At 68.4% G+C, this 12,232-nt stretch carries 12 protein-coding genes; 4 read left to right on the top strand and 8 right to left on the bottom strand.

Features of this window, described 5'->3' with window-relative positions; all coding sequences use genetic code 11:
• Positions 1 to 941: amidohydrolase family protein (locus DM816_RS11130; protein ID WP_117210082.1), on the bottom strand; the 941-nt coding region annotated here is incomplete at its 3' end.
• 144 nt (positions 942 to 1,085) lie between these two features.
• Here DM816_RS11130 and DM816_RS11125 point away from each other — a divergent pair.
• Positions 1,086 to 2,192, top strand: coding sequence for a hypothetical protein (locus DM816_RS11125; protein ID WP_117210081.1), 1,107 nt, complete (start codon positions 1,086 to 1,088; stop codon positions 2,190 to 2,192).
• 29 nt (positions 2,193 to 2,221) lie between these two features.
• On the opposite strand, the gene DM816_RS11120 is transcribed toward DM816_RS11125, so the two are convergent.
• Both DM816_RS11120 and DM816_RS11115 read right to left on the bottom strand, forming a co-directional pair.
• The gene (locus tag DM816_RS11120) at positions 2,222 to 3,061 is read right to left on the bottom strand and encodes an alpha/beta fold hydrolase (RefSeq protein WP_211588640.1); all 840 of its coding nucleotides are present in this window, start codon (positions 3,059 to 3,061) and stop codon (positions 2,222 to 2,224) included.
• Positions 3,062 to 3,178: 117 nt separating this feature from the next.
• The gene (locus tag DM816_RS11115; protein WP_117210079.1) at positions 3,179 to 4,063 is read right to left on the bottom strand and encodes a threonine/serine dehydratase; all 885 of its coding nucleotides are present in this window, start codon (positions 4,061 to 4,063) and stop codon (positions 3,179 to 3,181) included.
• 14 nt (positions 4,064 to 4,077) lie between these two features.
• Here DM816_RS11115 and DM816_RS11110 point away from each other — a divergent pair, with 14 nt between their 5' ends.
• Both DM816_RS11110 and DM816_RS11105 read left to right on the top strand, forming a co-directional pair.
• The gene (locus tag DM816_RS11110) at positions 4,078 to 4,521 is read left to right on the top strand and encodes a cupin domain-containing protein (RefSeq protein WP_117210078.1); all 444 of its coding nucleotides are present in this window, start codon (positions 4,078 to 4,080) and stop codon (positions 4,519 to 4,521) included.
• 81 nt (positions 4,522 to 4,602) lie between these two features.
• A complete protein-coding gene (locus tag DM816_RS11105; protein WP_117210077.1) occupies positions 4,603 to 5,178 on the top strand; it encodes a hypothetical protein in 576 nt (191 codons plus the stop codon).
• Here the strand turns inward: DM816_RS11105 and DM816_RS11100 are convergent.
• Together DM816_RS11100 and DM816_RS11095 are read right to left on the bottom strand one after the other, a co-directional pair.
• Entirely contained in the window at positions 5,162 to 5,908 is a 747-nt protein-coding gene (locus tag DM816_RS11100) for a GntR family transcriptional regulator (protein WP_162907342.1), read from the bottom strand. The genes DM816_RS11105 and DM816_RS11100 overlap by 17 nt on opposite strands.
• A gap of 202 nt (positions 5,909 to 6,110) precedes the next feature.
• Positions 6,111 to 6,560 (bottom strand): helix-turn-helix transcriptional regulator, encoded by a 450-nt coding sequence (locus DM816_RS11095; RefSeq protein WP_162907341.1) that lies wholly within the window; start codon positions 6,558 to 6,560, stop codon positions 6,111 to 6,113.
• An 86-nt stretch (positions 6,561 to 6,646) separates the two neighbouring features.
• Here DM816_RS11095 and DM816_RS11090 point away from each other — a divergent pair, with 86 nt between their 5' ends.
• Positions 6,647 to 7,786, top strand: coding sequence for a M23 family metallopeptidase (locus DM816_RS11090; RefSeq protein WP_117210089.1), 1,140 nt, complete (start codon positions 6,647 to 6,649; stop codon positions 7,784 to 7,786).
• An 18-nt stretch (positions 7,787 to 7,804) separates the two neighbouring features.
• Here the strand turns inward: DM816_RS11090 and DM816_RS11085 are convergent, their stop codons facing one another.
• From DM816_RS11085 to DM816_RS11075, 3 genes are read right to left on the bottom strand one after another with little or no spacing between them, the layout of a single operon-like run.
• A complete protein-coding gene (locus DM816_RS11085) occupies positions 7,805 to 9,154 on the bottom strand; it encodes a S8 family serine peptidase (protein ID WP_162907340.1) in 1,350 nt (449 codons plus the stop codon).
• Positions 9,155 to 9,210: 56 nt separating this feature from the next.
• The gene (locus tag DM816_RS11080) at positions 9,211 to 9,642 is read right to left on the bottom strand and encodes a roadblock/LC7 domain-containing protein (protein WP_117210073.1); all 432 of its coding nucleotides are present in this window, start codon (positions 9,640 to 9,642) and stop codon (positions 9,211 to 9,213) included.
• Positions 9,643 to 9,645: 3 nt separating this feature from the next.
• A complete protein-coding gene (locus DM816_RS11075; protein WP_117210072.1) occupies positions 9,646 to 12,081 on the bottom strand; it encodes a sensor histidine kinase in 2,436 nt (811 codons plus the stop codon).
• Between the last annotated feature and the right edge of the window lie 151 nt (positions 12,082 to 12,232).

Below are 12,232 nucleotides of genomic sequence, written 5' to 3'. Positions count from 1 at the left end.
CCGTCGACCAGGCCGGCGAGGCCGAGGTAGGCGCGGGCGGCCCACGAGGCCGCGCCGAGCGCGTGGTGTGCCGGCACGCCGGCCGCGACCAGGGCCCGCACCTCTTCGGCGACGCGGCCGTGCGGGCGGGAATCCGTACCCGCCAAAATTGTCACTCCTTCCTCACATGCCGCAGCCACAAGGGCGGGATGGGCCGCGGCGGCCGGGAAATACCAGTCTTTTATCGGGCTGTCGGGTGTGTCGCGGATCCGTTCGAGGCCGGAGTTGATGACCGAAAGCGTTGGGGTCAAAGCGATCCCGAGCTCGGCCATGCGTGGCAGCAGGGCCGGATCGAGACCCATGCCGTGCTCGACGGAGTCGACGCCCGCGGCGACGGCCGCCGCCCCGCCCAGCGGATGCTGCGAGTGGACCGCGACACGGCCGCCGACGGCATGCACCGCCTCGACCACCGCGCGCAACGCGTCTGTCGGGATTGGAGGATCGTCGGGCAGCCAGTCGCCGATAAGTTTGGCCCAGCCGGTGCGTGCGGCCTGCTGGGCGGCGATCAGCGGCATCTCCTCGGGCGTGGCGCGGTGGCCCCAGCCTGCGAAAAACTGGTCGTGCTGGGCGATCCAGGGCCCGGCATGCACGGCGCGTGGCACGTCGTCGTCGTGGCCGAACCAGTCCGGCGGCTCTCCGGCCAGGCCCGGCGAGCGGATCATCGTCACCCCGGCGGTAACGTGATCGTGCAGGTCTTCCCTTAAAAGCTTTTCATTCAAGGGGGTACCGCGAACGTCTGCGCCGGGATGGGTGTGCGCGTCGACCAGACCCGGCAGCACCCAGCCCTGCGCGACCAACTCGGCGTGGGGGACGGGATCGGTGGTCCAGCGGTCGCCGTCGGCGTAAAGATCGATCGGTTCGCCCTCGGGCAGGGCGAATCCGCGGATCCGCAAGACTGTCATACGGGCATACTAGGGTGGTGGACATGAATGTGGGGCGGCCGGAGCGACCGCTGTCGATCGCGGCCTATCCAGTGGTGCAGTGTCGTAATCGGACACGGGCGTCGGCGGCGGAAGCATGATGCCGATCGGCGAGGAGCGTGAATCGTGGTGTTGGCGATAACGCGGGAACTGCTTGACAGATACCGCGGTGCACCGCAGGCGCTGACCTGGCGGTGGGAGACGACGGTCGTCGACGTGGTGCTGCGGCACGGGTCCCGATCAGACGCGCAGGCCCTGCTCCCGGTGTTCCTGGAGGATCCTGAGGCAGGCCGGCTTCTGGTTCCGGTGTTCGCCCAGCACGGAGACCTGTCGATGGCTGAGCCTCTGCTGGCCGCGTGTGTGCAGGCCGGTCGGTTGCGTGACGGCATGCCGCCGGAGGTGTTGCACGCGATCGGCTTGCTGGGATACGAGCCGGCCGAGCGGATGCTGTGGGAGCATGTCGCGGCCGAGGGCAACGCCTGCGCAGCGGAGCGGAGTGTCACGGGGAAGGCCCTTGCCGAAGGCCCATATGAGCATTACGAGTCGATGAACGCATGTCTGGGGCTGCTGCACCTGTCGTGTGGTGGCCTGCGCACCGAAATCGCCCGGGCGCTGCAGCGGCACGTGGGCGCTGCTCTGTTTCCGGAGTTCCTGCCGGTGCTGGCCACGAAGACCGATGACCCGTCGTGGTTGGGCAAGCTGGTCGAGTGGGGTGACGGTGAGGCCTCGACAGACTGCAACGGCGGGCTGATCCTTGGCATCGCGCTGCACGGCGAGCGCGCCCGGTCCGAGTTCATCCGGCTGCTGTGGAACCCGTGGTGGCAAGCCCACGACGCAGGCACCGGGTCGAGTCTTTGGGCCTATGCGGGAGCCCGCGTGCTGGGCCTGAGCATGCCGGAGCTATATGCCGACCTGGTCGCCAGGCTGAAGTCCGATATCAGCACCGACGACAAGGAGCATTGCCTCGCAACATTCGTCGCGCTTGTGAACTACTGGGTCAGCCGGCCGTGGCTGGGCCTTCACAGTGCGCCAGAGCCAACCGAGACCTACGACGCACTCTGTGACCTGCTGGTCGAGTGGTCCACGTCGCACAGCGACGACTCGCTGATCGGCCTCGCCCGGCACGTGCTCGACCCGGACGACCACCTACTCACTCGTCTACACGACCTGGAAGGCGAACTCCATATTCGGGCCGGACACGAGCTGGAGATCCGAACGCTGGCGTCCGGATGATGGCTTCGACGGGACCATCGGGAATGGCTTTATTGAGGCTGCACCGATTCCACGAAGTCGCGCAGTAACGTTGCCGCGGGTGCTGCATGCGTTTCGAGAAGGAAGTGCCCGGCGTCGAAGATGTGAGCTTCCATTCGCGGCAGGTCTTCCATCCAGGAAATCGTCTCTGCGATATTGAAGAAAGCGTCATGCCGGCCCCACAGCATGAGCGCGGGCGGCTGATGCACTCGCAGATAATCGGCGATGGCACCAAACTGCGCCACGTGATTGGCGTAATCGGCGATCAGGCTGCGCTGAACCTCCAGGTGTCCCGGGAGGGACATGACTCGCCAATCTTCCTCCCAGATGGCCGGGGAGATGCGTTTCGCGACGTCAGCCGGAACACCGGCGGTGTATTGAGCGCGAACCCCCTCAAGGGTCAAATGCGCCGTCGCGGCAGCCTTGTTTTGCGGACTGGGATGATCCCAAAACTCCAACGTATCTTTCCACTCCGGCCCAAAACCGGTGCGGTGAGCGTTTGCGTTTTGGATGATCAGGCCGAGGACCAGATCCGGCGCGTTCATTGCCATCCGAAGGCCTACCGGCGCACCGTAATCGTGAAGATAAATGAAGCGAGGTCCGGCTCCGAGATGGTCAAGCAGTTCGGAAATCACCGTGGTGTAGGCGTCGAACGACGTGGCCGGCAACATCTCGGATTGACCATAGCCGGGCAGATCGGGGGCGATCACATAGGAGGATCGAGCCAGCACCGGAATGACATCGCGAAAGGTGTGAGCCGAGCTGGGAAACCCATGGAGCAGCACGACTGCCGGCCGTTGCGCTCCACCGGCGAGGATCGCCGACACGTTTGTGCCGAACGACGATCTCATGGTTATCCGGTTAGGGGCATTTGTCATAGACCCATTCTCATGGGCAACATACGGACCGCCCGGTTGATCTGCTAGTGGCATGCCCGCCAGTCAAGCAGAGCGCATGTCAGAGGAGCGCTAGAGAATCAGATCGCTCGGGTCCGTGTTGGATCCACATAGGACAATCACGACCCGTTCGCCGGGTGAGGGGCGATAGGCGCCGCCGACCAACGCGGCGTAGGCCGTGGCCGCTCCGTGCTCGACAACGATCCGATAATCGTGCCAAAGCTGAGCTCGTGCGGCGACGATATCGGCGTCGGACACGAGCACACTACGGACCCCGGTGCGCACGGCAACGTCATACGCGATGTCGCCGAGGCGGCGCGCGCCCAGCGAGTCGGCCGCAACACCCGACACGGGCACGTCAACGGGCCTGCCCTGAGCGAGTGCACTGTGCAACGAGGGCGCCAGCTCCGGCTCGGCCGCGACCACCGTCGCGTCGACGGCCGAAGCGATCCCTGCCATGAGCCCGCCCCCGCCGCACGCCACGAACACCGTGTCGGGCTGCAACTCCCGCAACTCCAGCCCGATGGTGCCCGCGCCGGCGACAACCTCGGGTTGGTCGTAGGCGTGGCAGTACACCGCGCCCGTCTCGACCGCCCGCTTCAGCGCGGCCTCGTAAGCCTCGGCGTACTCGCTGCCGACCTGCACCACGGTCGCGCCCAGCGCCTGCAACCGACCCAGCTTCACCGCAGGCGTGGTCGTGGGCACGAAGATCTCGGCCGGCACGCCCGCCGAACGGGCCGCCCACGCGGCGGCGAGCCCGGCGTTGCCGCCCGACGCGGTGACGATGCCGACGGCCGGGTCGGGTTGGCTGGCCAGCACCTTGTTGAGCAGTCCACGCGCCTTGAACGTGCCCGTATGCTGCATGAACTCACACTTGAACCACAGATCCGGCGCGACCTGAAAAATGGGCGTTCGCCGCACCCGCCCCCGCAGCCGCTCGGCCGCCTGTTCGAGCATCACAGGAGAAGGATATGACTTCGATCATCGTGAACACCGCTCCCATCGGGCCACTTATGGTAGGTACCAGCCAATGTTTTGTCCGCCTGACCGGAGAGGACACCGGCGGCCAACTGTCCATTGTGGAGTTCACGATGCCGCCTGGGGCGATGGGAGCGGCGCCGCACATCCATCACGGGCACACCGAGGAGTTCGTCATCACGGAGGGCGAGATCACGTTCGATCTCGCGCCGGGCACGGAGGTGGTTGGCGCGGGCGGGACGGTATCGGTGCCGCCGGGCGCAGCGCATGGATTCCGCAACGCGTCCGGGCAGCCGGCCCGGCTCATCGGGCTGTTCCGCCCGGCGGGCTACGAGCAATACTTCCGCGAGGTGCACGAGATGGTCGTGTCGGGGCACATGCCGACCCCGGAAGATCTGGCCAAACTGCGGGCCCGATTCAACACCACGAGCCTGTAGCCTGCCTGCGTGACGCAGCCGCCACCTCCGTCGGACCCTTGGGCGGGCCGTGCGCCCGTGACTCCGCCGCCAACGAAAATCATGCCGGAAATCGTTTTCGTTGAGCGGCCGCGCAAGCGGAAGTGGCCGTGGGTGCTGGGCATCATCGGGACACTGTGCGTGCTGTGCAGCGGGCTGTGCCTGGCCGCGACGATCCCGCTGCGCGAGCAGTGGCCGGCCCGCATCGCGGCCATGCCCGATGAGCTCGCCGGGCTCAGGCGGGAGCGGGACCCGCTCGTGAACCTGGTCGCGGCCGCCGCCGAGCGGGAGATCCGCAACGAGCAGATCGTGGACGACGCGTTCGCCGCGATGTACGGCGACCCGAAGTCGAAGGACCGGCAGGTGCTGGTGTTCGGCGCGACCCTGCTGATCCTGGACCCGCCCGGCGAGCTGAAGAAGGCCATCGCGGGCGCGGGCAAGAGCATCTCCGAGGTGACCCCATTCGACGAGGGCATCAGCTGCGCCAACGGCAAGGACGACAAGGACAAGCCGATCGTCGTCTGCGCCTGGATCGACCACGGCAGCATGGGCGTCGGCCTGTTCTACGGCGCCAGGTCGATGCCCGCGAGCGCCGCCTGGCTGCGGGCGCTGCGCAACGAGATCATCCTGCGGCCGTGAACCGGTACTCCAAAACATAGGCGGAGGCATCGAGGAGCATCTCATTGACCTCGATGCATCGCCCGCCGGCCATGTGGGCGAGCCGGGTGATGGCGATGACCGGCGTCCCACCGGGCAGGTCGAGGTCGGCTGTCTCGCGCGGGCAGGGCATCCGGCACACGATGGTCTCGGTGAAGGTCTCGGGCGCGAGCCCGGCATCGGCCATGCGGGCGTAGATGCCACCCGGCCCGGGGCCGGTGTAGGCGATCGCGGGCGCCTTCGCCACCACGTCAAGCGGCAGGTAGGAGGTGGCGGTCTGCACGATGCGATCCTCGACTGCGAACCTGCGGGCCCTGGTCAGCACGACCGCGCCGGCCGGCAGCCCGAGCGCGCCCGCCACCGCCTCCGGCGCGGTGATCTCGGTAACCTCGATGTGCACCACCCGCAGCCGGCCGAGCGTGTCATGGTCCTGTATGGCGTGGCCGGTGCCCCAGAGCTGGCGCGAGAGCCGGCCGGGGGAGGAGCGCATGATGCGGCTGAACGTGCGGACGAACAGGCCGCGGCCGTGCCGGCTGACCACCACCCCCTCGGCACGCAGCAGGTCAAGGGCGCGGGCGATGGTCCCGACCGGGACACCGTGCTGGGCGGCGAGCTCGCGAACCGTTGGCAGGCGATCGCCCTCGACCAGGCGACGGGCCTCGATGTCGGCCCGGATGGCCTCGGCGATGTCCCGATAGGCCGGCTGGGGCATGCCCATAGGATACGGCGTTCCGCATGAACAATCCTTCTGTGTTCAGAGCGCATCCTGTCTAATCATTCTCAGGGCGCTCCCGGTTCACCGCAGTCCACAGTGGATGGATCGCACCCCTCCAGGTGGGCCAGCCGGGCCGGGAGCGCTGCTCATCCTTTCAAACATTTAGTGGTACTGGTTCCAGCCCGGCCATCGGGCAGACTCACGATCGCCGTCGCCGTAAACCTGCGTGAATGAGTGATAGTGGAACACCGTTTTCATCCCGTCGGCCGGGCGCACCGTCTCGACCACCACCACCGAGTTGGCCGGCCTGGAGGTCATTGCCGTCCCAAATGGACGGTTTGTCGCGCCGCAGCAAGACCGCCGCCCCGACGACGGCGATCACCATGGCGGCGCCGACCGCGACGTAGGGCCACCGCCGCCGTTTCGGCGGGCCCGCGGCGGCGCGGGCCGCGAGCGCGTCCTCCAGGAGCGGCGACAGCGTGTTGGAGCCGAGCACGCGCTCGCATTCGAGCACGATGTCGCGCGGCGGGATGCGTCTGCCGCTCTCGTAGTCGGCGATGTTGCTGTGCGCGCTGAGCCCGAGCTGCTTGGTCAGCGCCCGCTGCGACATCCCGCGCGAAACCCGCAATCGCCGTAATTCCCGGCCCACGGTTTGTTCTGTGGGTGTTCTCTGACTGTTCGGCGCCTCGGGCCGAGCAAACTTTGGCATGCGTCTATGGAGCCATGTTCACACGCATGAATGCCACACTCGCCGTCACCCTGCTGGCGGCGGGTCTGTTCGTGGCGCCCGCGCGGGCCGGGGCGTCACCGCCGGTCGAACCGGCCGTGGTCCGGGCGGTCGGCGAACGCACCGGCCTGTACGTCGGGCGGGTCGAGGTCCAGCGCAGCGAGGGTGAATGGGCCTTCGGGGTGGTGCTGCAGAGCGCCAAACCGGGCGACTACGCGCGCGGCTGGCTGTTCCTCGCCCGGCTCGAATCGTCGGAGTGGACTGTCGCGCTGGACAGCACGTCGCCGTTCGCCCGGCTGGCCGGGAAGGCGCCGGACTCGGTGCTCGGCCCGGCCGAGAAGCAGATCTTCATGGCGCGGGAAGACATGATGATCCAGGCGGGCAACAACACTGAACTCGGACTGCCGTACGCGGTCGGCGCGACCTGGACCATGACCGGCGGACCACACGGGTGGGCGGGCACGGACACGCCCTACAGCTCACTGGACCTGTCCGGCGGCGACCACGTCGTGCGGGCGGCGGGCGCCGGGACCGTGTACACCATGTGCGCGGACAGCTCCAACGGCGGCACACCGGGCGGATGGCGCCGCGTTTACCACGCCAACGGGTACACGACCGACTACTACCACCTGTGGAACCTCACCGGGCTCGGCAACGGCGCGAGCATCGGGGCGGGCACGGCGCTGGGTAACACCGGCACGAATCTGTGTGGCGGCGGCTCGGCTTCCGGCCGGCACGTGCACTGGGGCATCCTGTCCGGCACGACCCGGGTCGCGTGGCACTGGCGTTCGGCGGGCAAGTGGGTGTTCTGGCAGGGCGCGGCCTATGGCGGCTACGCCCTGCACGGCAGCACGCAACGCAACGTGGGCACGGGGCTGTACAACTACGGTCCGCTGGGCGGCAACCAGGGCATCGTCGACTCCAACGGCGGCGGCACGGTCAACCGGCGCGGTGGGCCGGGCACCGGGTACCCCATCGTCGGCACTTTGAACGACGGCGACACGGTGACCATCTCCTGCTGGCGCAACGGCACCACGCACACCGGCCGCTGGGGCGCGACAGCCGTCTGGAATCGCCTGCCCGATGGCACGTGGTTCAGCGACGCATTCGCCTACACGGGAGTCAACACGATCGGCCCCAACTGTTGACCAGAACGCGCAAGCGTCTCACTGCGGTGAGGCGCTTGCGCCCACGGCCGCAGCCGCATCGACCAGGCCCCGGCCGCACGCCTGCACGAAGATCGCGCAGCCGGTGCCGGGGATGGGCCGGGCCGTCTGGCGCAGGGTCGCGTCGACATCCTTGGGGCCCAAGCCGTTCGCGACGCCGAAGACGAGTGCCGCCACGCCGGCCACGTGTGGGGCGGCCATGCTCGTCCCCGACAGCTCGGCGTGGGTCGGCTCCGCCGGGTGCGTCTTGCCTGAGTTGTACGTGGACATGATCTCCGAGCCGGGCGCGGCGATGTCGACGGACATGCCGTAGTTGGAGTACGCGGCACGGCTACCGGAGCGGTCGAGCGCAGCGACCGACATCCGTGGCGCCGCGCAGTTGGTGAGCCAGTAGTTGGCGGCGTCGGCGTTGTCGTTGCCCGCTGCGGCGATGGACACCGCGCCGTATTGATGCGCCGTCTGGAGGGCATCGCGGATCGCGGGCGGGCACATTGACCGGTCGCCGAAACTCATGTTCAACACGCGTGCAGGTGTCGCGTTTGGCGGGACGTCGGGCACCGCGCCGCCCGCGGCCCACACGATCGCGTCGGCGGTGTCGGCCGACACCCCGCCGCAGCGGCCCAGGATACGCACGGGCAACAGCCGGGACTTCGGCGCGACCATGGCGACGATGCCGGCCACGTGGGTGCCGTGCCAGCTGCTCGGGATGTCGCGCGGCGGGATGGGGGAGCCGTCGGGTGCATTGCCACACGCGCCGCGCTCCATCCAGTCGCCCGCGTCATGGGCGTCGGCGTCCCGGCCGTCCCCGTCGTTGGCCCGGGTCACGTCCGTCAGGAAGTCGTACCCGGCAACGGTCTGGTCTGTGAGGTCGGGATGGTCGGTGATGCCCGTGTCGATGACGGCCACGGTGATGCCGTCGCCGGACGCGCCGCTGTCCCAGGCACCGGGCGCGCTGATCATCTGCAGGTTCCACGGCACCGGCTCCTGCGCGGTGTCGTTCGTCGCGGCGGTGGGGTCGGGCGCCGGGATCACCACGTTGGGCTCGACCAGTTCGACGTCGGGGTCCGCGGCGAGCTCGACCATGAGCCGGCGCAGCTCGCCGCCCGAGAGCCGCTCCGGTTGCGTGCCCACCAGCACGCGGTTGTTGGCGAGCTGCCGCTGCACGGTCAGCCCCAGATCACGCGGGAGATCCACGGTGGAGCCCGGGCGGTACTTGACGATGATGCCTTCGGATTCGACCCCGTCGGCAAACCAGATCTTGCTCCGCCCGTCCGGTGCCGCGAGGGCAAGCGGTGCGGAGGTGCCGATGAGGAACGCGCCGATCGCGGCCACGGGTGCAAACCACTTCACATGCGGCACAACCGGCCAAGATTACGGAAGGTTACGAAATCTTGGCCCAGTAGCTACTAAGCGTGCTGGAAGCTCGGCAGCGCACGCTGCAGTTCGGCCCGCAGGGCGGGTGTGAGCACCTCACCGGCCTGCTTGGCCAGCTTGGCCATCTCGTAGCCGACCACGCCGATCTCCGCGTCGCGGGTGGCGAGCGCCGCCAGGCACGAACCGTCGCGAATGGACATCACGAGCAGGTAGCCGCGCCCCATCTCGACCACCGTCTGGCGCACCTCGTCCTCGTCGAACATGCGCGCCGCGCTCTTGACCACGCTCACCAGGCTCGACGTCACCGCCGCGAAGTGGTCGGCACTGTCGCGGGGCAGATGGTCGGACGCGGCGACCAGCAGGCCGTCGGAGGAGACCACCACGGCGTGCACAACCCCGGCCACACGTTCGGCGAAGCCATTGAGCAGCCAATTGAAGTCGCTTGCCGCCTTGCTAGTTGCCACTTTCTATCCTCTCGCGCTCTCGGTGTCCGCACGTCGTACACCGCTATAAAAGCTGGTGAGCATGGACTCGGTCGCATCGGGGTCGGCCTCCGGGGCCACCGCCTCGATCACGACCGTCGCCGTGCGCTTTTCTGTGCGGGTGCGTTTGGGCAGCCCGGCCTCCGTGAAGACCGCCGCCGCCTGCGTTTCCTCGGGCCGGGCCGGCTGTGCCATGCCGTTTGAACCCTCCGCGTCCCTTGACCACCAAACGCTTTTCTTGGAACCCCCTGCCGGGCGCAGCAGGTCTTCTGCCCGCACCCGCACCGGCCGTGCGGGCTGTGCCTGCCCGTCGGCCGGTTGATCCTGGCTCGGCGAGCCGTCGGGCTGCAGCCAGCGGACCGCGTCGACGGTCGGCGCCGGCTCGGTCGAGGCCTCGGTGACCAGCTTCGGTGGGATCCAGATGGTCACGATGACGCCCTTGACGGGTGCGTCGTCCGCCGGGACGGCGTGGGCGCCGGGGGTGCGCGCCGCGAGCGTGACCCGGATGTCGTGCCGCCTGGCCAGGTGCCCGACCACGACGAGGCCCATCCGCTCGGCCGACGAGATGTCGATGCTCATCGGCGCGGCCAGCTGCCGGTTGGCGTCCGCGATGGCCTCGCTCGCCATGCCGATGCCGCTGTCGGTGATGATGATCTCGGCCCCACCGTCCGGTTCGGACTGCGCGGTCAGCTGCACGGTCGTGTCGGGCGGGGAGAAGTTGGTGGCGTTTTCGAGCAGCTCGGCGATCAGGTGCACGAGGTCCGTGATGGCATAGCCAACAATGTAAACTGAGTCGTGGACTTCCTGCCGCACCCGTGGGTAGTGCTCGATCTCGGCCGTCGCGGCCAGCACCACCGTGCTGAGGTCGACAGGCTGATCCTGGCCACGGCTGCTGTCGCCCTCGGCGAGGACGAGCAGGTTCTCGTCGTTTCGCCGCAGGCGCGTGGCCAGGTGGTCGAGCCGGAACAGGTTGGCCAGCTGCTCGGGATTGGTCTCGGTGCTCTCCATCTTGTCCAGCAGCCGCAGCTGCCGCTCGACCAGCGTCTGGCTGCGTCGGGCCAGCTTGATGAGGATGTCGTTGACGTTGCGGCGCATGAGGGCCTGCTCTGCTGCGAGGCGCACCGCACTGCGGTGCACGGCGGTGAAGGCTTCGGCGACCTCGCCCACCTCATCGCGGGCGTGGACGACGATCGGGTCGACGCGCAGCCGCGGGGCCGTGGTGGGGGAGGCCCGCAGCTGCTGGATGACGTTGGGCAGTTTCTGCTGTGCGACCTGCAGCGCCTGCTCGCGCAGGGAGCGCAGGCTGGTGGCCATGCCTCGTCCAATCACGACAGTGGCCAGCATGGTCACCATGAGCAGGGTCAGGGTCGCGACGGTGCCGAGGATGGTGCTGCGCCACTGGCTCTCGCTGGCCGCGAGCACCCCGGCCGTGGCGTTTTCCAGCAGGGTCTGCTCGACCGCGCGCATCAGCTCCAGCTGGGTGGTGCTGGCCAGCCACCACTGCTGCGCGTCCACCCCGAGCTCGGCGGCGCGGGCGTTGCCGATGATGGTCTGCAGCAGCCGGCTGGCGTTGCTGACCGCCTGCCCGGTGACCTCGTCGTCGAACCGGGCGAGCTGCCTCTGGTCGGCCCCTTCGCGGAATCGCTCGAACGCCGACTGCGCCTCGGCGCGCACGTCGGCGATGCGCTCGAACTCGCCCGGCGCGAACGAGCCCACGCTGCACACCATGTAGAGGTGGCCCCGGATCTGCGCGGTCAGCTCCTTGGCCAGGGACAGATAGGTGTAGCCGCGGACCATGCGGGCGGCGGTTGGGTCGCCGCCCACCTCCAGCGGGGCGGGCAGCAGCGCCTGCAGGCTTGCGATCGCACGCGTGTATGTCTCGAACGCGGCCTGGGCGCGCAGCCAGCCCTGGGTGGCGCCGGCGCGGATCTGCGGCACCTGCGCGAGCAGCGCCTCGGCCTGCGCGAACGCCCCGGCCATGGCTTGATCGTCGAGCAGCGGGCGCACGGCGGCGCGCAGGTCTTCGGCGGCCCGGTCGACGGCTGTCCAATCTGGACTAAGGCTCGAAACGTCGCGCGCCGGGGCCGGATGGGCGCTCAGCGACGCGAGCATGCCGGTGGTCCGGTCGCGCTCGCGTTGCAGCTCATGTACGAGATGAGTGACTTGGCGGCCCAGGCTGACGTGACGCGCGAATTTGTCCAATGTGGACGCCGTGGCGACCGACGAGGCGACCTGAATCCCCGCGATGACCAGGAAGCTGAACAGGGGAATCAGCAGCACCGCGCCCAGCTTGACGGGGACCCGCCAGTCGCGTGGCCGGGTCGCCGAGGGCCGCCGATGGGACACGACGGTGAGCCGCTGATGACGGCTGTTGCTTTTTCCGCCCGCCTGCCCCTTGGGCCCGCCCCCCTTGCTCGCCATCCACGCCCTACCTTCGAAGAAGTCGCCGCCCCCGATGTGCCCTATATATCTAAGCGGCGCGTGAATGTTGCAGCAAGTCGCTTGGAGGCATCAAATCTACAGAACGCTCCACAAGCGACTCAAGGGGTTGAAACTCATAGCCTTGCACGAA

The sequence above is a fragment of the Allorhizocola rhizosphaerae genome (genome assembly GCF_003426775.1).
Taxonomy (GTDB): domain Bacteria; phylum Actinomycetota; class Actinomycetes; order Mycobacteriales; family Micromonosporaceae; genus Allorhizocola; species Allorhizocola rhizosphaerae.
This window is presented reverse-complemented; position numbering and strand designations above follow the sequence as displayed.